This window comes from Pseudomonas sp. B21_DOA, assembly GCA_030544685.1.
Taxonomy (GTDB): domain Bacteria; phylum Pseudomonadota; class Gammaproteobacteria; order Pseudomonadales; family Pseudomonadaceae; genus Aquipseudomonas; species Aquipseudomonas fluorescens_AO.
Window position 1 is genome coordinate 5,714,979 of record CP086683.1, and the last position, 21,517, is coordinate 5,736,495.

Annotated in this window: 10 protein-coding genes and 5 pseudogenes; 6 read left to right on the forward strand and 9 right to left on the reverse strand. The window is 60.6% G+C overall.

The window, feature by feature from the left end:
* The first annotated feature begins 545 nt into the window (after window positions 1-545).
* The 4 genes and pseudogenes from lon to cmoB all read left to right on the forward strand — a co-directional run bounded on the left by lon (window position 546) and on the right by cmoB (window position 5,441).
* A pseudogene (gene lon / locus LJU32_26445) lies at window positions 546-2,959 on the forward strand (endopeptidase La).
* A 187-nt stretch (window positions 2,960-3,146) separates the two neighbouring features.
* Complete coding sequence (locus LJU32_26450; protein ID WKV88807.1) at window positions 3,147-3,539, forward strand: protease inhibitor I42 family protein; 393 nt, start codon at window positions 3,147-3,149, stop codon at window positions 3,537-3,539.
* Window positions 3,540-3,746: 207 nt separating this feature from the next.
* Window positions 3,747-4,490, forward strand: a complete 744-nt coding sequence (cmoA, locus tag LJU32_26455; GenBank protein WKV88808.1) for a carboxy-S-adenosyl-L-methionine synthase CmoA — start codon at window positions 3,747-3,749, stop codon at window positions 4,488-4,490.
* Window positions 4,477-5,441: pseudogene (gene cmoB, locus LJU32_26460) on the forward strand (tRNA 5-methoxyuridine(34)/uridine 5-oxyacetic acid(34) synthase CmoB). Before cmoA ends, cmoB begins: the two are co-directional and overlap by 14 nt.
* 189 nt (window positions 5,442-5,630) lie before the next feature.
* Here the strand turns inward: cmoB and tadA are convergent.
* The 7 genes and pseudogenes from tadA to treP all read right to left on the reverse strand — a co-directional run bounded on the left by tadA (window position 5,631) and on the right by treP (window position 14,928).
* Window positions 5,631-6,128, reverse strand: a complete 498-nt coding sequence (tadA, locus tag LJU32_26465) for a tRNA adenosine(34) deaminase TadA (protein ID WKV88809.1) — start codon at window positions 6,126-6,128, stop codon at window positions 5,631-5,633.
* Window positions 6,128-7,503: pseudogene (locus LJU32_26470) on the reverse strand (multicopper oxidase family protein). The gene tadA and the pseudogene LJU32_26470 overlap by 1 nt, the downstream one beginning before the upstream one ends.
* Before the next feature lie 128 nt (window positions 7,504-7,631).
* Window positions 7,632-7,910, reverse strand: a pseudogene (locus LJU32_26475) (PTS transporter subunit EIIB).
* Between the two features lie 2 nt (window positions 7,911-7,912).
* A pseudogene (gene ptsP, locus LJU32_26480) lies at window positions 7,913-10,440 on the reverse strand (phosphoenolpyruvate--protein phosphotransferase).
* A gap of 50 nt (window positions 10,441-10,490) precedes the next feature.
* Window positions 10,491-11,714 carry a carbohydrate porin gene (locus tag LJU32_26485; protein ID WKV88810.1) on the reverse strand — a complete coding sequence of 408 codons (1,224 nt, stop codon included), beginning with the start codon at window positions 11,712-11,714 and terminating at the stop codon, window positions 10,491-10,493.
* A 103-nt stretch (window positions 11,715-11,817) separates the two neighbouring features.
* On the reverse strand, window positions 11,818-13,464 hold the full coding sequence (gene treC, locus LJU32_26490; protein WKV88811.1) for an alpha,alpha-phosphotrehalase: 1,647 nt from the start codon (window positions 13,462-13,464) through the stop codon (window positions 11,818-11,820).
* Window positions 13,465-13,485: 21 nt separating this feature from the next.
* Window positions 13,486-14,928, reverse strand: a complete 1,443-nt coding sequence (gene treP, locus LJU32_26495) for a PTS system trehalose-specific EIIBC component (GenBank protein ID WKV88812.1) — start codon at window positions 14,926-14,928, stop codon at window positions 13,486-13,488.
* A 235-nt stretch (window positions 14,929-15,163) separates the two neighbouring features.
* Between treP and treR the strand changes: the two genes are divergently transcribed.
* Both treR and LJU32_26505 read left to right on the forward strand, forming a co-directional pair.
* Window positions 15,164-15,868 carry a trehalose operon repressor gene (gene treR, locus LJU32_26500; protein ID WKV88813.1) on the forward strand — a complete coding sequence of 235 codons (705 nt, stop codon included), beginning with the start codon at window positions 15,164-15,166 and terminating at the stop codon, window positions 15,866-15,868.
* Window positions 15,869-15,951: 83 nt separating this feature from the next.
* Entirely contained in the window at window positions 15,952-18,162 is a 2,211-nt protein-coding gene (locus LJU32_26505; protein ID WKV91211.1) for a TerD family protein, read from the forward strand.
* A gap of 168 nt (window positions 18,163-18,330) precedes the next feature.
* Here the strand turns inward: LJU32_26505 and guaA are convergent, their stop codons facing one another.
* Window positions 18,331-19,908, reverse strand: coding sequence for a glutamine-hydrolyzing GMP synthase (gene guaA / locus LJU32_26510; protein WKV88814.1), 1,578 nt, complete (start codon window positions 19,906-19,908; stop codon window positions 18,331-18,333).
* An 80-nt stretch (window positions 19,909-19,988) separates the two neighbouring features.
* Window positions 19,989-21,458: an IMP dehydrogenase gene (gene guaB / locus LJU32_26515; GenBank protein ID WKV88815.1), complete on the reverse strand. Its 1,470-nt coding sequence runs from the start codon at window positions 21,456-21,458 to the stop codon at window positions 19,989-19,991.
* Window positions 21,459-21,517 lie beyond the last annotated feature (59 nt).

Sequence of the window (21,517 nt, forward strand, 5' to 3'; positions counted from 1 at the left end):
TTTGGGGCTGACACACCGCTATCGCGAGCAGGCTCACTCCCACAGAAAGCAAAATCAAGATCAAAAGATCGCAGCCTTCGGCAGCTCCTGCACGATGAGCGTTAGCTCGAGTAACGCTTTTGATCTTGATCCACGGGCGACGTCGGAAGGCTGAGTGGAAGGATTGATCCGGGCGTGGGAGCGCAGCGACCGTCTGGCGCGGCCAGACACAGCGCAAGGAGATGCAGCGAAGCAAACCGGAGCCGCTGCGCCCGGATCAGTCCCGGAGCGAAGGAACCCGAGCCTGCGAGGGCCGAACGCAGGAGCAAGCCTTTTGGTTCCTTTTTGGCGTTTGAAAAAGGGACTCGCCGTAAGGGCGAAACCGTAATCAGCAACACCCGCAGAAACGGATATTCCCACAAACCATCCAGAGCATGGCCGGCCCAAAGGCCGCCAAGGTCAAAAAACTGTCCCCCCTGAACACACAAGCAGAAACACACCCGCCCCATTGAAACCACGCCTCCCCTGCCCCATCTAAGACCCATACCCCATTGCGCAGGTGCCCCATGACCGACCAGCAAGATCGCCCGGACAACCACGACGATTACGAAACCGACCACATCGAACACACCTCCTCCGGCACCGGCCTGGCGCTGCCCGGGCAAAACCTGCCGGACAAGGTTTACATCATCCCGATCCACAACCGTCCGTTCTTCCCGGCCCAGGTCCTGCCGGTCATCGTCAATGAAGAGCCGTGGGCCGAAACCCTCGAACTGGTCAGCAAATCCGAACATCACTCCCTGGCCCTGTTCTTCATGGACACGCCCCAGGAAGACCCGCGCCACTTCGACACCGGCGCCCTCCCCGAATACGGCACGCTGGTCAAGGTTCACCACGCCAGCCGCGAAAACGGCAAACTGCAGTTCGTCGCCCAGGGCCTGAGCCGTGTGCGCATCAAGACCTGGCTCAAGCATCACCGCCCGCCGTATCTGGTCGAAGTCGAATACCCGCACCAGCCCACCGAGCCGACCGACGAGGTCAAGGCCTACGGCATGGCGCTGATCAATGCGATCAAGGAACTGCTGCCGCTCAACCCGCTGTACAGCGAAGAGCTGAAGAACTACCTCAACCGCTTCAGCCCCAACGATCCGTCGCCGCTGACCGACTTCGCCGCCGCCCTGACGTCCGCCACCGGCCCCGAGCTGCAGGAAGTGCTCGATTGCGTGCCGATGCTCAAGCGCATGGAAAAAGTCCTGCCGATGCTGCGCAAGGAAGTCGAAGTCGCGCGCCTGCAAAAGGAGATTTCCGCTGAAGTTAACCGCAAGATCGGCGAGCATCAGCGTGAGTTCTTCCTCAAGGAGCAACTCAAGGTCATCCAGCAGGAACTTGGCCTGACCAAGGACGACCGCAGCGCTGACCTCGAACAGTTCCAGCAGCGCCTCGAAGGCAAAACCCTGCCGGCGCAGGTGCAGAAACGCCTCGAAGAAGAAACCCACAAACTATCGATCCTTGAAACCGGCTCGCCGGAATACGCGGTCACACGTAACTATCTGGACTGGGCGACTTCGGTGCCGTGGGGCGTGTACGGCGAGGACAAACTCGACCTCAAGCACGCACGCAAAGTCCTCGACAAGCACCACGCGGGTCTTGATGACATCAAGGATCGCATTCTCGAATTCCTCGCCGTCGGCGCCTATAAAGGCGAAATCAGCGGTTCGATCGTGTTGCTGGTCGGCCCGCCGGGCGTGGGTAAAACCAGCGTTGGCAAATCCATCGCCGAATCCCTCGGGCGGCCGTTCTACCGCTTCAGCCTCGGCGGCATGCGCGATGAAGCCGAAATCAAGGGCCACCGCCGCACCTACATCGGCGCGCAGCCGGGCAAACTGGTGCAAGCGTTGAAAGACGTCGAGGTGATGAACCCGGTGATCATGCTCGACGAGATCGACAAGATGGGCCAGAGCTACCAGGGCGACCCGGCCTCGGCGCTGCTGGAAACCCTCGATCCTGAGCAGAACGTCGAATTCCTCGACCACTACCTCGACCTGCGCATGGACTTGTCGAAAGTGCTCTTCGTCTGCACCGCCAACACCCTCGACTCGATCCCCGGCCCGTTACTCGACCGGATGGAAGTGATTCGCCTGTCCGGCTACATCACCGAAGAAAAAGTCGCCATCGCCAAGCGGCACCTGTGGCCGAAACTGCTGGAAAAGGCTGGCGTGTCGAAAGGCAGCCTGAGCATCAGCGACACCGCACTCAAAGCCCTGATCGACGGTTACGCCCGTGAAGCCGGCGTGCGCCAGCTGGAAAAGCAGATGGGCAAACTGGTGCGCAAAGCGGTGATGAAGCTGATCGACGATCCGAAAGCAGTGATCAAACTCGGCCCGAAAGACCTCGAAGCCTCGCTGGGCCATCCGGTGTTCCGCAATGAGCAAGTCTTGTCCGGCACCGGCGTGATTACCGGTCTGGCCTGGACCAGCATGGGCGGCGCCACGTTACCGATCGAAGCCACGCGGATTCACACGCTCAACCGTGGGTTCAAACTCACCGGGCAACTGGGCGATGTGATGAAAGAATCGGCAGAGATCGCCTACAGCTACGTCAGCTCGCACCTCAAGCAGTTCGGCGGTGATGCGAAATTCTTCGACGAAGCTTTCGTCCACCTGCATGTGCCTGAAGGCGCGACGCCGAAGGACGGCCCAAGCGCCGGCGTGACCATGGCCAGTGCGTTGCTCTCGCTGGCACGCAATCAGCCGCCGAAAAAGGCGTGGCAATGACGGGTGAGCTGACGCTGACCGGGCATGTACTGCCGATCGGCGGCGTGCGCGAGAAAGTGATCGCGGCGCGGCGGCAGAAGATTTTCGAGTTGATTCTGCCGGAGCCGAACCGGGGTAACTTCGAGGAATTGCCGGATTATCTGAAGGAAGGGATAACCGTGCACTTTGCCAAGAAGTTTGCGGATGTGGCGAAGGTGCTCTTCTGACAGTTTTCAGCGCCTGATATACCGCTATCGCGAGCAGGCTCACTCCTCCATTTGGAATGCGTTCCACTGTAGGAGTGAGCCTGCTCGAGATGGCGTCAGTCGGGTCAACGCGAAACCCGCCTGTCACACTTTGTCTCATCTTCAGTTATGCTCGCCGTTCGTCGTAACCGCCGGAGCTGCTGACCTTATGTCCCCCACTCGCCTGTTTCTCCCCCTCGCCCTTTGCTTGCTGGCCGCCTGCGCCACGCAACCGAAACACAACGTGACCGTGGAAAAACAAAGCGAATGCCCGGTGCGGCTCACGACCGGACAAAACCTGATCATCACCCTGCCGAGCAACCCGACCACGGGTTATCGCTGGGCGATTCAGGATTCGGCTGGCGGCGTGTTGCGTGCGCTCAGCCCGGAGGTCTACAGCAATCCGGAAGATGCCGGCGTGGTCGGCGCAGCGGGTATATCAACCTGGCGCTTCCAGGCATTCGCAGCCGGCACCGGGCGCTTGCGCCTGACTTCGCAACAACCCTGGGCGCCGGAAGTGCTGCCCGTGGAAACCTTTGACTGCGCCGTTTCCGTGAACTGACTGCGGCAAACCGCGCTGGCTTCTTCGCGAGCAGGCTCGCTCCCACAGGACACCGCGATCCCCTGTGGGAGCGAGCCTGCTCGCGAAGCGATATCCCTGACGGCGAAGTTTATCCGCCCGTACTGTGCTTTATCAGACAACCCAAGCATCCCCGCGCCACTTTGGCTAAAATGCCGGCCTTTTCCACCGACACCGCCGGACGCCGCCGTGAGCAAAGAACCCGATCGCCTATTCGCCCAGCCTTTGGCCCAGGTGCCTGACTTCGCCTTCAACGAAGACGTGGTGCGGGTGTTCCCGGACATGATCAAGCGCTCGGTGCCGGGTTACCCGACCATCGTCGAAAACCTCGGCGTGCTCGCCGCGCAATTCGCCCAGCCGAACAGCGTCCTTTATGACCTCGGTTCGTCGCTCGGCGCAGTCACTCAAGCCCTGCGCCGCCATGTGCGCACCGACGGTTGCCGAGTGATCGCTGTGGATAACTCAGCAGCGATGGTCGAGCGTTGCCGCGAATACCTCAACGGTCAGGATTCGATGTTTCAGGAATTGCTGCCGGTCGAGGTGATCGAAGGCGATATCCTCGCGCTGCAATTCCAGCCTGCCTCGGTGGTGGCGCTGAACTTCACCCTGCAATTCATCGCCCCGAACCAGCGCACCGCGTTGCTCTCGCGCATTCGCCAATCGTTGTTGCCCGGCGGCGCGCTGATTCTCTCGGAGAAGCTGCGCTTCAACGATGCCGAAGAGCATGCGCTGCTCACCGATCTGCACGTGGCGTTCAAACGCGCCAACGGCTACAGCGAACTGGAAATCGCCCAGAAGCGCAGCGCCATCGAAAACGTCATGAAGCCCGACAGCCTCGAAGAACACCGCGAACGCTTGCTGGCCGCCGGGTTCTCGAAAGTCGTGCCGTGGTTCCAGTGTCTTAACTTTGCCTCGTTGATTGCCTTGCCATGATTGATCTGTCCCCCTCGCCCGCCGTCTGGCCGGTACTCCGCTGGCCGACTGGGCCAACACGCTGCAAGCGCAACTCGACAAGAAAATGGAGAAAGGCCACGGCGATCTGGAACGCTGGCAAAGTGCGCTGGACGCCTTGCCGAAGATCCAGCCAAGCGAAGTCGATTTGCTCAATGGCTTGAAACTCGACACCGATTGCGACGACGCAACCCGCGCGCAGATGCGCACCGCTTTGATGGGCCTGTCGCCGTGGCGCAAAGGGCCGTTCGATCTGTTCGGTGTGCATGTCGACACCGAATGGCGTTCGGACTGGAAGTGGTCGCGCGTGGCGCCGCACTTGGACCTCAAAGGCAAGCGTATCCTCGATGTCGGCTGCGGCAATGGCTACTACATGTGGCGCATGCTCGGTGCCGGTGCGAACAGCGTAATTGGCGTTGACCCGAACTGGCTGTTCTTCTGCCAGTTCCAGGCCGTGCAACGTTATTTGTCCGAGCCGAATGCCTGGCACCTGCCGTTCCCGTTTGAAGATCTGCCGCCGAATCTGGAAGGCTTCGACACGGTGTTTTCCATGGGCGTGTTCTATCACCGCCGCTCGCCGATCGAGCATTTGCTAGCGCTGAAGGATTGCCTGGTCAAGGGCGGCGAACTGGTGCTGGAAACGTTGGTGGTCGAAGGCGACAAGCATCAGGTGCTGGTCCCGGAAGATCGCTATGCGCAGATGCGCAACGTGTGGTTTTGCCGTCAGTGCCGGCGCTGGAATTGTGGCTGCGGCGGGCCGGGTTCAGAGATATTCGTTGTGTGGATGTCAGCACGACCACGGTTGAGGAACAGCGCGGGACCGAGTGGATGAAGTATCAATCGCTGAGCGATTTTCTGGATCCCGAGGATCGCAGCAAAACTGTCGAGGGACTGCCGGCGCCGATGCGTGCGGTGATTGTCGCGAAGAAATAACCCGATCTCACAGCGCAGATCCCCTGTGGGAGCGGGCTTGCTCGCGAAGGCGGTGTGTCAGACGATAAATGGTTGCCTGAATCACCGTCTTCGCGAGCAAGCCCGCTCCCATATTGCAAGCGCATTTCTGCCGTTGAAATGCCGTCTTTTGAGCAAGTGAACCTGCTCGCTTCTACAATGGGGCGGTATTTATTCAGCGGGTTTTGCGCGTCTGGCGCGAAAAAACTCGGTAAGCACCGCACCACACTCTTCCGCCAACACCCCACCCTCATACAACACTCGATGGTTGAGGAAGCCCTGGGTAAAAAACTGTCCCTGACTCTGCACAATCCCGGCCTTGGGCTCCAGGGCGCCATACACCACCCGCGCCACCCGTGAATGCACGATCAGCCCGGCGCACATGCTGCACGGTTCCAGCGTCACGTACAGCGTGCTGCCCGGCAGGCGATAGTTATCCACTGCCTGCGCGGCGGCGCGGATCGCGACCATTTCCGCATGGGCACTTGGGTCGCTGGTGCTGATCGGGCAATTGAAGCCGCGACCGATGATCACGCCATCGTGCACCAGCACTGCGCCCACCGGCACTTCACCGAGGGCGGCGCCCTGTGCGGCGAGGATCAGGGCTTCGCGCATGAAGTCGCGGTCGCGGCTGCGGTCGATGATCGCCGCCGGGCGGATCTGGCGCATCACTTCACCTCGATCGCGGCCATCAGGCCGGTTTCCATGTGGTCGATGACATGGCAGTGGAACATCCACACCCCGGGTTATCCGCCACCAGCGCCACTTGCGCACGCTCGTTCTTGCCCAGCAGATAGGTGTCGGTGAAATACGGCACGACTTTGTGCCGGTTCGACGCGATCACCTTGAAGCTCATGCCGTGCAGGTGGATCGGGTGCTGGTACTGGGTCATGTTCTTCAGTTCGAAAATATAGCTCTGGCCGAGTTTCAGAGTGGCAATCGGCCGGTCGGCGCAGGTCTTGTCGGTGATGTCCCAGGCCTTGCCGTTGATCTGCCACAGGCTCGGCGGTTTGCCGTTTTCGGTGTTCACCGAGACCGAGCCGACCCATTCGAAATTGAAGTTGAGTTTCTCCGCATTGGCCAGGTCCGGCTCGGCCACCGGGTTGGCTGGCAGCGCTTTTGGCCAGTCCGTTGGCGCATCGGTGTTGGCGACGGAACGCAGCGTGCCCAGACGAACCGGGCCGTTGCGCAGCGACAACTCCTCACCTGCCACCGGCGCCTTGATCGCCAGGCAAATGCGCATGCCAGGGCCGAGCCAGTATTCCTTGCCCAATGGCCGAGGTTCGATCGGATTGCCGTCCAGCGCGTAGATCTTCGCTTCGACACCCGGAATGTTGATGCGATAGGTCAGGGTGTTGTCGAGGTTGAGCAAGCGCACCCGAGTGATCTGCCCGGCCGGTAGATCGATCACCGGCAACGGCACGCCATTGATCGTCGACAGGCGCCCGGCGGTACCGCCACGGGCCGCTTCGCGCGGGATACTGAACTCGACGAACTGGCCTTGCTCATCGACATGCCAGTTCTTCAGGCTGAGGGTTTTCTCGTACTTGAAACCGGTGGGCTCGCGCTCTTCGATGATTAGCGGCCCGACCAGCCCACGACCCAGTTCTTCGCTGCTGCTGACATGCGGGTGATACCAGTAGCTGCCGGCGTCCGGCACGCGGAATTTGTAGTCGAAATATTCGCCCGGCAGCACCGGCAGTTGCGATACGTAGGGCACGCCGTCCATTTCCAGCGGCAGGCGGATACCGTGCCAGTGGATGGTCGTCGCCACGGGCAGGTGATTGATGAAACGCACCCGCAACCATTCTCCCTGACGCACGCGCAACTCGGTGCCCGGCGCCGACGGGCCGAACGCCCAGGCCTCGGTCTTGTGCCCCGGCACCAGCTCGACGTCGAGCGGCGCGGCGATCAGTTCATAGTCGTGGCCGGCCTCGGCGTCGGCCATCTTGCCCAGCCAGTAACGCGACGCGCCTCCCGCGCCTACGCCAACGACAACAAGACCGGCCAGGCCACCGAGAATTTGGCGACGGGTAAAGGACATGAACTCAACTACCTCACGTATCAGCGACAGATCCCGAGGGACCCGCAAAAGGCGAATACGATACACCCGCAGTTGAGAAACAGTAAGGGCGACCTGCGGCCGCACGTCTTGTCAGCCCTGCGCGCGCAGCCGGTGATCAGGTGCAGCACGCCATCACCAATGGGCATGACACCTGCAACGCCGGCGGCACTCAGCGCCTGATGGTCGACCCGCGCCTCGTCCTGCAGCGTCACGCGCACCCGGGTCAGCGCCACCGGCTGCTGCGACTTGATGTTAGCCACACCGCCCAGCGCGGCAATGATCTCGGCGCTCAAACCGGCAACCGGTTCGGCGGCGACTTTAACTTCATCCGGGACCAGATCCGGCGTCAGTGCCTTCCAGAATGCCTGCTGCAATTTGTCGAACATGTTCAATTCTCCATAACCGGCGAGGCATCGACTTTCGCCCCTTGAAACTGCTGCAAGGCTTCGCGCACGTCGGCGGCGCTTTCGAGGTTCGAGACCTGTTCGGCGATGATGCGACAGTCGGCCAGATTCACTTCGCGCACCGCCGACTTGATCGCCGGAATCAACGGCACGCTCACCGACAGCTCATCCACACCCAGCCCCAGCAGCAACGGCACTGCAAGGCGTTCAGACGCCATGGCGCCGCAAACGCCGACCCATTTGCCGTGGGCATGGGCAGCCTTCACCGTCATCGCGATCAGGCGCAGCACCGAAGGGTGAAAGCTGTCCGCCTGGCTGGCCAGACGCGGATGATCGCGGTCCATGGCGAGCGTGTACTGGGTGAGGTCGTTGGTGCCGATGGAGAAAAATCCACGTGCGGCGCCAGCACATCGGCCATCAGCGCGGCGGCCGGCACTTCGATCATGATTCCCAGTTTCGGCAGGTGCGCCAGGCCCAGCATGCGCGCCTCCTGTTCGAGGATCTGCCGTGCCAGACGCAGCTCGGCCAGATTTGTGACCATCGGCAACATGATGTGCAGACGCGTCAGCTCCGAGCAGGCCAGCACGGCGCGAAATTGCTCACGCAACAATTGCGGGCGCTCAAGGCACAGGCGAATACCGCGCAAACCGAGGAAGGGATTGGTTTCGCTGTCCATCGGCACGTAGGCCAGCGGCTTGTCGCCACCGACATCGAGGGTGCGCACCACCAGATTGTGTGCCGGCCCGATAGTGCGGGCGATGGCGCTGTAGGTGGCCACTTGTTCATCGTGGCTCGGCGCTTGCTGGCGACCCAGGTAGAGAAACTCCGAACGCAGCAGTCCAACGCCACTCGCGCCAAGCTCCATGGCCTGGGCGGTTTCTTCCTGCGAGGCAACGTTGGCCGTGACTTCGATGTGCTGACCGTCACGGGTACAAGCCGCCTCGCTGGCCTGCGCCAGTTCCTGCTGATGACGCTGGCGCTGGCGCTCATGCCGCGTGCGCAATTGATCGATGGACTCGGCGTCAGGGTGCAATTGCAGTTCGCCTTTGTCGGCATCGAGCAGGACCCGCGTGCCATTGTCGAGCCCGAGCATTTGCAGCGGCATGCCACAGATCGCTGGCAAGCCACAGGCCCGCGCGAGGATCGCGACATGGCTGGTAGCGCCGCCGCCAACGGTGGCAAACCCCAGCACCTTGCGCGTATCGAGCCCGGCGGTCTGCGAAGGGGTCAGCTGATCGGCGATGAGAATTGTGTCGTCCGGCAACTCCAGCGCTTGCTCGTGCACACCAAGAATCAGCCTCAGCACGCGCTGGCCGACATCATCCAGATCCGCCGCGCGTTCGGCCAACAAGGCATTGCCCAGCGAGCGGAACATTGCCGCCGTTGCATCGGTGCTGGTCTTCCAGGCGAATGCCGCGCTTTTGCCCGCGTCGATCAGCGCCCTGGCCTGATCCAGCAGGCTCGGGTCGGCCAGCAGTTCCTGATGCGCCTTGAAGATTTCCGCCTGCGCCTGGCCGCTGGCGGTGTCGCGCAGATGTTGCAGGGCCATGTCGGCTTCGATCAGGGCCTGGCTCAAGGCCTCCAGTTCGATTGGCGGCGCGGCGCCGAACTCGTTGACCAGTAGCGATGCTTCGACGATCTGCATGACTTGCCCCAACGCCGAACCGGGCGAGGCGCAGACACCGCGCAGGATGTTCGGCATTTCTGCTGCATCGGCTTCGACCGGTGCGGACGCTGTCACCGCTTCGCCGCAGCCTTCGCTCAGCAAGCGGCTCAGCGCTGCGACCGCTGCTTCGGCATCTTCACCTTCGGCGCTGACTTGTACGCTGTCGCCATGGGCCGTCTGCAACGCCATGATTGCCACCAGGGATTTGCCGTTGGCTTGCGCTTGCAGCTTGTGCAGATGGATGGTCGCTGAAAATGCTTTGGCCGCTTGGGCAAATACTGCCGCCGGCCGCGCGTGCAGGCCATTGGGATTGGGCAGGTTGATCGGCTGCGAGAACACCGCGTCTCCCGGCATCGGCGCTGGATGTTCGCCGACGGCTGCGCCGACCAGCACGTCTAGCACCGGCTGGCCCACCTCGACCCACCCGGTAGAGCCGATCAATGAATCGAACGGCTCGCCACTGACCACCAGCATCAAGGTCAACAAACTGCGCGCGTGCAGGGCAATGTAGTCAGCATCGAAGTCGATCAGCGCCTGCCCCGCTTCGACCCGCTGCCCGGCTTCAACGCGGCGGGTAAATCCTTCGCCGGCGAGATTCACCGTGTCCAGGCCGATGTGCATCAACACCTGAACACCCGCATCACTGGTGATGGTGAGCGCATGCCCGCTGGTTTGCACATCGCTGACCACACCGGCCAACGGTGCGCAGAGCGTTGACGAAGTCGGATCGATGCACAAACCGTCGCCGATGATCCGCCCGGCAAACACCGGGTCGGGCACCTGGTCCAGCGCCATCAGCACGCCGGATAAAGGCGCCAGCAGCTGCAATTGTTGGGGTGTGGCCATGACATCACCTGAGCTTGTATTGATTGAATGAGCGGTCGCAGCCGCTTTGCTTATTTCCACCAGTATTCAACCTGCAGCCCGACATTGGCCCCGTGTCGTGCGTTGCCAAAGGCGCCCGTGTCGGAGAGTGCCGAGCCTTTGGCCAACAGGTTGGCGGCACGCTTGGCTGCCTGGTTCCAGCTGGCATAGGTGTAATACAGACGCACTTCGGGCCGCGCCCAGAATTCCGGGCCTTTCGGTGACCACGTCGGCGCAAAGGTGAACTTGCTCAGCTTGCGCGTGCCGTCCGCCGCCTCGACCTGGTCGTGACCCAGTTCGGTCACCAGTTTGAACTGCTCGCTCAGCGCATAAGCCGGGCGTACGCCGAGTGACAACCAGTTCTGGTCGCCGCCGCCCTGACGAATATCCTTTTGATACACCGCCTGGAATTGTCCGCCAAAACGTGGCGTCAGTTGCCAGTCGAAGAATTCGACGATGCGATAGCTCTTGTTGCGGTCATCGAGCCTGACGTTACCGGTATAGCCCAATCCGGTGCCCGGCCCTTCGCCGTATTGCAGCGCCAGTTTGTTCTTGCCGCCGAAAAAGGCCTGCTGCACGTGCTGAGTAGTGATCGCCCAGCCACGGTGCGCGTCGCGGCTGTCGGGCTTGTCGATGTAACTCAGGCCGAACTCCAGTTCACCGCCCGGGTTACTGTTGAAACCGCCGACGTTGAAGTCATGGCGATTGATGTAATCCTTCTGGTAAAGATTGTCCTTGCGCGAGAACGCGTAACTGTATTTCAAGCCACCGAGCAACACGTCTTCAATACCTGCCCCGGTGGCGCTCTGATTCCAGTAATAGAAATCGGAAATATGGATGTCGTTACGTTTGTAGTAACGCCGACCCGCCCATAGCGAGCCGCCGTTAAGCGCGGGCATCGCCGACCATTGCGCATAAGCCTGTGGCAGGCGAATCGAGCCGTTGTCCTCTTTGAACGTCAGGCTGCGATCGTAGCGGTTGTACAACGACGCCATGCCATCGACGCTCAACACCGAGCCGTCGTCGAGGGTGTACAGATCCTGGCGCAGCTCGAGCTCACCGTACTGCTCGCACTCGTTTCCGAGGCGATATTTGGTCTGTGCGCCGGGCAACTGGAAACACGACTGACTGCCGCTGTTGACCGAAGTGCCGACACCGCTGCGCAGATAGCCGCCAAACTCCAGCGCCTGAGAAGATGTAGGCATTGCCAGACAAAATCCGGCGACTGCCAAGCTGTAATTCATGGTTGTTTTCATATGCCACCCGTTGTTTTTATTGTGTGGTTGCAGGAATTCAGCGCGCACAAATCCCCGCGCAGCGTTCTGCGTGTTTTTTCAAAGGTTGTTATTCAGTTAAAAATCAGGGGTCGGTCAGGTGCAGCACGAAGGATTCGTAAGGTCGCAACTGCAGCAATCGCGAGCGTTGCGGGCAGTCCGGGTAGTTGCTGATCAACAGGCGCTGCTCCTGGGCTTCGTCGATCAGTGCCGGTAGCTCGACCTCACATGCGGTGCCATAGAAATTGTTCACCACTAACAAGCGTTCTCCCGTCCCCTCGCGCAGGTACGCCCAGACCTGTGGATGCTCCGGCAACAACTGGCGATAGATGCCATCGGAGATCAACGCTTCAGTGCGGCGTAAAGCGATCAGGCGCCGATAGTGATGCAGCACCGATTCCGGGTCGTGCAGCTGATGCGCGACGTTGATCTGCACAGCATTGGCCGGCACGCCAATCCAGGGTTCACCACTTGTGAAACCGGCGTTGTGCCCGGCGTGCCAGTGCATCGGCGTGCGCCCGTTGTCGCGGGACTTCTGCATGATCGCCGCCAGGTTGTCGAGGTCGCTGGTGCCGGCTTCACGCTTGAGGCGAAAGATGTTCAGGGTCTCGACATCGCGGTACTGCTCGATGCTCTCGAACCCCGGATTGGTCATTCCCAATTCTTCGCCCTGATAGACGAAGGGCGTGCCCTGCAGAAAGTGCAGCGCCGTGCCGAGCATCTTCGCCGACAGCTCGCGGTATTCGCCGTCATTGCCGAACCGCGAGACCACGCGTGGCTGATCGTGGTTACACCAGAACAGCGCATTCCAGCCGCCACCCGCCTGCATGCCGGTCTGCCAGTCGGACAGGATCTGCTTGAGCTGAAGGAAATCGAAATCGGCGCGCACCCATTTTTGCAGGTTGGGGTAGTCGACCTTCAAGTGATGAAAGTTGAAGGTCATCGACAGCTCTTTCGACTGCGGATTGGAGTAACGAATGCAGTGTTCGAGGCGGGTCGAAGACATTTCCCCGACGTTGATCAGCTCATGCCCTTCAAAGACCTCGCGGTGCATTTCCTGCAAGTACGCATGCACGTTAGGCCCATCGGTGTAGAAGCGCCGACCATCGCTGTCGTCCTCGGGGAAGTCCGCCGGTTTCGAGATCAGGTTGATCACGTCCAGACGAAAGCCACCGACACCCTTGTCGCGCCAGAAACGCATCATCTTGAACACTTCGTCGCGGACCTTGGGGTTGTCCCAATTGAGATCCGCCTGGGTGTGGTCGAACAGGTGCAGATAATATTGGCCGGTCTGCGCTTCGTATTCCCAGGCCGAACCGCCGAACTTGGATTCCCAGTTGTTCGGCTGGTCGCGCCAGATGTAGAAGTCACGGTAAGGGTTGTCGAGGCTGCTGCGGGCCTGCTGGAACCAGACGTGCTCGATCGAGGTGTGGTTGACCACGATGTCGAGCATCAACTTGATCCCGCGTTTGCCCGCTTCGGCGATCAGCAGTTCACAGTCGGCCATGCTGCCGTAGCTAGGATCGACCGCGTAGTAGTCGCTGATGTCGTAGCCGTTGTCGCGCTGCGGAGAGCGCAGGAACGGCGTGATCCACAGGTAATCGACCCCTAGCCATTGCAGGTAATCGAGCTTGGCGACGATGCCGAGCAGATCGCCAGTGGCGTTGCCCGCATGGCTGTGAAAGCTCTTCGGGTAGATCTGGTAGATCACCGAACGTTGCCAGTCTTGCATGGCGCGACTCCTTTATTGATTTCAGGCAACCCGGTAACCCGGACGGACGATCTTCATGCTCAGCACGCAGGTCAGGGCAAACGGCACGAGCATGGCGATCAGCATCCCGATGACGAACATCGGGATGAACTGCGGAACGATCGAGATGAAACCGGGCAAGCCACCGACGCCGATGGCCGAGGCCTGGATCTTGTTCAGCGAGAGGAACATGCAACCCAGCGCCGAACCGGCCAGCGCGGCGTAAAACGGAAACTTGTAGCGCAGGTTGACGCCGAACATCGCCGGCTCGGTGATGCCGAAATACGCAGAAATCGCCGAGGTCGAGGCCATGCTCTTGTCCCGCGCATTGCGCGTCATCCAGAACACCGCCAGTGCCGCACTGCCCTGCGCCAGATTGGACATGACGATCATCGGCCAGATGAAAGTGCCGCCCTGGCTGGAGATCAGTTGCAGGTCCACGGCGAGGAACATGTGGTGCATCCCGGTGATCACCAGCGGCGCATACAACAGGCCGAAAATCAGACCGCCCACCAGCGGCGCCAGATCGAACAGCATCACCAGCCCTTCGGTGATGTAAATGCCGATATGCCGGGTCACCGGGCCGATAATCGCCAACGCCAGCACGCCGGTGACAACGATGGTGGTGATCGGCACCACCAGCAACTGCACGGCGTTGGGCACGCGTGCGCGCAGCCATTTTTCGATCACGCTCATTACGTAGGCTGCCAGCAGGATCGGCAGGATCTGCCCTTGGTAACCGACCTTTTCCACCTGGAACAGGCCGAGGATGTCGAAGTACGGCAACTGCTGCCCATCCAGCCCGGCAACGGCCTTGCCGTAATTCCAGGCATTGAGCAGATCCGGATGCACCAGCATCAGACCGAGGACGATGCCGAGGATCTCGCTGCCGCCGAAGCGCTTGGCCGCCGACCAGCCGACCAGCGCCGGCAGGAACACGAACGAGGTGTTGGCCATCAGGTTGATCAGGCTCCACAACCCGTCGAGGTTGGGATAGGCATCGAGCAGGGTCTGGCCCTCGATGAACATGCCCTTGGCGCCGAGCAGGTTGTTGATGCCCATCAACAGGCCGGCAATGATCAGCGCCGGCAGGATCGGCATGAACACATCGGAAAACACCCGCACCAGCCGCTGCATGGCGTTTATCTTCTCGGCGCTTTTCTGTTTAACGTCGGCGATGGTCGATGCCGCAAGACCTGTCTGCTGGCGCAGTTCGGCATAAACCTTTTCCACATCACCCGGGCCGATGACCACTTGATACAACCCGCCGGTGAAGAACGAACCCTTGACCAGATCGACGCCATTGAGCGCGGCCACATTCACCAGCGCGGGGTTCTTCAGCGCCAGGCGCAAACGCGTGACGCAATGCGCCGCCTGCTCGATGTTGTCGCGGCCACCGAGGCTTTCCAGCAGCTCTCGGGCGATGTTCGGGTAGTCATGGCTCATGCTTGTTTTTCCGTCGTGGATTGTTGTTATTGGCAGCACGCCGAGAGGAAAAATACTCGTCTGTACGAGTTAATGCAACAACTCGTCTGTACGAGTTTGCATCCGTGGATGAACGTCAGAAACACGCGGATTCTTCCTACTCTGACCTAAGATGTTTTCCTTCGTCCGCATGGACAAACCCCTACCCTGCCCTTAAGGTTCGGGGTTTTGAGCACCGTCGGCACAGAGTCCAGCCATGAGCAAATACAACCAGATCTACAGCGATTTGCTTGCCAGTATCACCACCCAGCGCTTGGAGCGCGGCGCCCGGCTGCCTTCCGAAACCGAACTGATGGACACCTATCAGGCCAGCCGGGGCACGGTGCGCAAAGCCATCGACCAGTTGCAGGAGCGCGGTTTCGCTCAGAAGATTCACGGCAAAGGCGCGTTCGTGCTGTCGACCAACCCGATCGAATTCCAGCTCGGCGGCATCGTCAGTTTTCAAGAGACCCACCCGCGACTGGGCAACGACGTCAGCACCGAAGTGGTCGAGATGTGTCAGGTGCCGCTTGAAGGTGCATTGCTTGAACATATCAATGCCGAACCCGGCAGCCCGATCACCCGGATCAAGCGGGTACGGCGCATCGACGGCAAACGCGTCATCCTCGACATCAACCACTTCGTCAGCGACGTGATCCCCGACCTGTCAGCAGACATTGCCGAACATTCGATCTACGCCCACATCGAACAGACCCTGCAACTGCAGATCGCCTACGCCCAGCGCACCATCGAAGCCGTGCCGTCCAGCAAAGACGACCAACAACACCTGGACCTCGACGGCCAGAGCCATGTCATCGTGGTCAGCAACCAGACCTTCCTGCAGGACGGCCGCCAGTTCGAATACACCGAATCACGGCATACGCTGGACAAGTTCTATTTTTCGGATGTGGCGCGGCGGTAATGTCCGCTGGCAAGCGAGCCCGTTTCAAAATATGTGGTTGGCTGACAAGCCGCGATGACCTCCGGTAGTATGCCGCCGTGGCTATGGAACACCTTCCTTCTATCCTCCATGAACTAGGGGTTCCGCTCTCCACACCGCGCCTGCTTATTGCAGGCGTTTTCGTATCGATTGCACAGGTGAGCTTCAGCTCACTGGAAACGGCGACCAAGGAAGAAATCATGATTAATCAGGAGCTGTTCCTGCGGCGCCGTACAAAACTGCACGTTCCTGCGGGCTCTGGCGGAGCCACACGCGCGCAGGTCGCATCAGCTGTCAAAGAAGTTACGGCGTTTCGATGCGTTCTCTCCGAGCCGCTGATCGAGCGAATCGGCACGCTCTCTGCGGTCGAACTCAAGAACTGGCTGCGTGAAGTCATTCGAGTCCTGCGGCGGCGCAGCGGTGCTCATGTACATCACCGACCGTTTTATCCTGACTTCCCCAATCAAGTCCTCGAAGCGACAGAGGCGGAGTTGTATCTCAACGCCGTCATTCACTACCACACACTTCGGCGCCTGCCACCCAGCGAACAGGTTCGGCCAGCCATGCTTGAAGGCAACTTCATCCATTGGGTCATCGAACCGGGAAGTGTCAGCGAGTTCGAGGCATTGCTCGAGCCGCTGGTCTCATCACGCACCTCGCTGTCCGAAGAGGAAGCTGCGGATGTCGGCTGGTTTATCCGAACGTACAAAAACGATGTGTTCCGCCTGCTGCCAGAGACCATCCCGTTCCGCGAGATTCGCGCGCTGGTTGGTGCCGCGCTGATCCTGCATATCGGTGACGATGCCCGGGTCGAGGCCTTCCTTGAGCAAAATGTCGAAACGGCAACGGACGTGCTGCGCGTGGCGATCGCACTGCATGGTGGAGACGTGTCGCTGGCAACAGCGCAGACGCGCTTTGGCAAAATGAAACGCTCGATGCGGCGCAAGCTGTTGCGCCTGCTCGACCGCACGCCCAACGCTACGGAAGATGTGATGCGCCAGGCCGAACGCTGGAAACGCCTGGCCGAAGTCCTGCATCCAGGCGATTACGCTGAGAAGTATCCGCGAGCATTCGCGGCCATCACCGCAGCGCGACGCAACGATCCGCCGCCCTCGTTCGGGTCGCGTGTCGAAACGATGCTTGCCCAACGCCAGATCGCCGCGCTTACGCCGGTGCTGCAGGATCGTCCCGGAGAATTCGCGCGCCGTCTGGACGTGATGTTACGGCGTGCCACAGAACCGGACGCGGTGCTCGACGCCTTTGCGGCTGTTGCGGCGCAAGTGTCCTCACCTGTGTTGCTGCAATTGCTGGCCCAGGTAAATGCCCCGCGTCCCCTGCCCTTGAGGGCGTTCACACCAAAAGGAGCGCTGGCGAAAGTCTTCGGCACTGCTGATCGTCGAGAGTCGATCGCACCGCAGGTATTGGCACGTGCCGCACAGATTTGCGAGAACGCCCTGATCGCGCGTTTCACGTTGCTGCCACCACTGGGACGTTGTTTCATCGACCCGGCATTGCGCGACTACCGAGTGCCACTGGCACAGCGCGCCGCAGCGAAGTCGTTGCGCACGCTGGTACGCGGCAGTCGGTTGCCAATGCCCGATACGCGATTCATTCGCCTGTTTCTATGGTGGAAGAATGGCCGTGACCGCACGGACATCGACCTGTCCGCCGCGTTCTTCGACAGCGACTTCGTCTTCAAGGAAGCAGTCGCCTATTACAACCTCAAAGGCTATGGCGGTTACCACAGCGGCGATATCGTCGACGCGCCTGAAGGCGCTTCCGAGTTCATCGACCTCGACCTTGATGTTCTTGCCGAGAAGGGTATCCGTTATGTCGTCACGTCCCTCAACTCGTTTACCTGGCAGCCATATTGCGACCTTCCGGAATGCTTTGCGGGTTGGATGGCCCGCGCCGACACGGCATCTGGCGAAGTATTCGAGCCGCGCACCGTAGTCGACCGCGTCGATATCGCCTCAGACACCGGTATCTGTCTACCCTTCGTGATGGACCTACAGGAGCGACGCATGATCTGGGCCGATCTGGGGCTGACTTCATCGCCCCGTTGGAACAACGTCGACAACAACCTCAGCGGGGTTTCGTTGATGCTGCGCGCCTTGGTGCATACACCACGGCCGGAACTGCACACACTTTTTGATTTGCATGTGCGGGCACGAGGTGAACGAGTGGCCTCTGCGGAGCAGGCGCAGACGGTGTTTGCGCCTGATCAAGGGTTGACGCCGTTCGACACGGATCTGATTCGATCTGAATATCTTTGAGATCTGCGACAGGCTTACTGGCTTCTGAACACATAGCTGCGCCTGAAAGTTTTCGGCGCTATCAATAAAAAATGCCAGTCAGCAAAACTGACTGGCATTTTTCCAGAGCATGGCTAAGCGCTTTTGAAACTGGCGCCTAGCGGAGGCCGGACGAGCCGGCTTCCTCCATCACTCCCACTCAATCGTCGCCGGCGGCTTGCTCGACACGTCATACGTAACGCGCGAGATGCCTTCGATTTCGTTGATGATGCGGCCGGAGACGGTTTCCAGCAGTTCGTAAGGCAGGTGTGCCCAACGCGCGGTCATGAAGTCGATGGTTTCCACGGCACGCAGGGCCACGACCCAGGCGTAACGACGGCCATCGCCGACCACGCCGACCGATTTGACTGGCTGGAACACCACGAACGCCTGGCTGACCTTGTGGTACCAGTCGGCCTTGCGCAGTTCTTCGATGAAGATGTGGTCGGCGCGACGCAGCAGGTCGGCGTATTCCTTCTTCACTTCACCGAGGATGCGCACGCCCAGGCCCGGGCCTGGGAACGGGTGACGGTAGACCATGTCGTACGGCAGGCCCAGCTCCAGGCCAAGGCGACGGACTTCGTCTTTGAAGAGTTCGCGCAGTGGTTCGACCAGTTTCAGGTTCATTTCTTCCGGCAGGCCGCCCACGTTGTGGTGCGACTTGATCACGTGGGCCTTGCCGCTTTTCGCGCCAGCCGACTCGATCACGTCCGGGTAGATGGTGCCCTGAGCGAGGTACTTGATGTTGTCCAGCTTGCAGGATTCGGCATCGAACACGTCGATGAAGGTGCGGCCGATGATCTTGCGCTTCTTCTCCGGGTCGGCTTCGCCGGCCAGGTTGTTGAGGAACTGCTCCTCAGCGTTGGCGCGGATCACCTTGACGCCCATGTTCTCGGCGAACATGGCCATCACTTGCTCGCCTTCGTGCAGACGCAGCAGACCGTTGTCGACGAAGACGCAGGTCAGTTGATCGCCAATGGCTTTGTGCAGCAGTGCGGCAACCACCGAGGAGTCAACGCCACCGGACAGGCCCAGCAGCACGTTGTCGGTGCCGACCTGGGCGCGGATGTTGGCGATGGCGTCTTCAGCGATCTTCGACGGCGTCCACAGGGCTTCACAGCCGCAGATGTCGAGCACGAAGCGCGACAGGATGCGACCGCCCTGCTTGGTGTGGGTCACTTCCGGGTGGAACTGCACGCCGTAGTAAGCGCGGTCGTCGTTGAACATACCGGCGATCGGGCAGCTCGGGGTGCTGGCGAGGATGTGGAAGTCTTCCGGCATCTTGGTGACTTTGTCACCGTGGCTCATCCACACGTCGAGGCCGAACAGGCCGTCGGCATCGATGTGGTCTTCGATGCCGTCGAGCAGGCGGCTCTTGCCGACCACGTCAACGCGGGCGTAACCGAACTCACGCAGTTCGGAACCTTCCACCTTGCCGCCCAGTTGCTCGGCCATGGTCTGCATGCCGTAGCAGATGCCGAAGACCGGAACGCCGAGGTCGAACACCGCCTGCGGGCAGCGGGGGCTGTTGGCTTCGTGCACGGACTCGGGGCCGCCGGCGAGGATGACGCCTTTAGGGGCGAATTCGCGGATCGCATCTTCGTCCATGTCGAACGGGTGCAGTTCGCAGTACACGCCGATCTCGCGCACGCGGCGGGCAATCAGCTGGGTGTATTGCGAACCGAAGTCGAGGATCAGGATGCGGTGAGCGTGAATGTCGAGGGCCATGACTCATTCTCATGTAGTGAATCAGAAACAACTCGGGGCTGAATGAACAGCCCCGGTGATTTAACGTTTTGCTGGAAGCCTCAACCTACGCGGTAGTTCGGCGCTTCCTTGGTGATCTGCACGTCGTGAACGTGGGACTCGGCCATGCCGGCACCGGTGATCCGCACGAACTCGGGCTTGGTACGCATTTCTTCGATGTTGGCGCTGCCGGTGTAACCCATCGAAGAGCGCAGGCCGCCCATCAACTGGTGAATGATCGCGCTCAGGGTGCCTTTGTACGGCACACGGCCTTCGATGCCTTCCGGAACCAGTTTCTCGGCGCCTGCCGAGGAGTCCTGGAAGTAACGGTCGGACGAGCCCTGGGCCTGGGACATGGCGCCCAGCGAACCCATACCGCGATAAGCCTTGTACGAACGGCCCTGGAACAGTTCGATCTCGCCCGGCGCTTCTTCGGTACCGGCGAACATCGAGCCCATCATCACGCAGGACGCACCGGCCACGATGGCCTTGGACAGGTCACCGGAGAAACGGATACCGCCGTCGGCGATCAACGGCACGCCGGTGCCTTCAAGGGCGGCGGCGACGTTGGCGATGGCGCTGATTTGCGGCACGCCGACACCGGCGACGATACGGGTGGTGCAGATCGAGCCAGGGCCGATACCGACCTTGACTGCGTCGGCGCCCGCTTCGGCCAGCGCCTTGGCGGCAGCGCCGGTGGCGATGTTGCCGCCGATCACCTGCACTTCAGGGAAGTTCTCCTTGACCCAGCGTACGCGGTCGATCACGCCTTTGGAGTGACCGTGTGCGGTGTCGACCACCACCACGTCCACGCCGGCATTGACCAGTGCAGTCACGCGATCGCCGGTGTCTTTACCGGTGCCGACCGCAGCGCCAACGCGCAGACGACCTTGATCGTCCTTGCTGGCCAGCGGGTAGGCTTTGGCTTTTTCGATGTCGTTGACAGTCATCATGCCTTTGAGAGCGAATTTGTCGTCGACGATCAGCACGCGCTCGATGCGGTGCTTGTGCAGCAGTTCACGGACGTCGTTCTTGTCGGCGCCTTCCTTGACCGTGACCAGACGCTCTTTAGGCGTCATCACTTCGCGGACAGTGGCTTCCAGACGGTTTTCGAAACGTACGTCGCGGGAGGTGACGATGCCGACCAGGTCGCCATCGTGCAGTACCGGAACGCCGGAAATGTTGTGCAGACGGGTCAGTTCGAACAGATCACGTACCGTGGCATCGGCCTCGATGGTGATGGGATCCTTGACCACACCGGCTTCGAACTTCTTGACCTTGCGCACTTCGGCAGCTTGCTGCTCGATGGTCATGTTCTTGTGGATAATGCCGATGCCACCTTCCTGAGCCATGGCAATCGCCAGACGGGCTTCAGTAACGGTATCCATGGCGGCAGAAACCAGAGGAATATTCAGTTCGATGCCACGGGTAAGACGGGTCTTGAGACTGACTTCGTTGGGAAGCACCTCGGAATAACCGGGCACTAGGAGAATGTCGTCGAATGTCAGAGCTTCTTGGCTGATACGCAGCATCGCGGGGGCTCCCGAGCGGGAAAATGGAAGCGCGCCATTATAGTCAGACACCCCCTGCT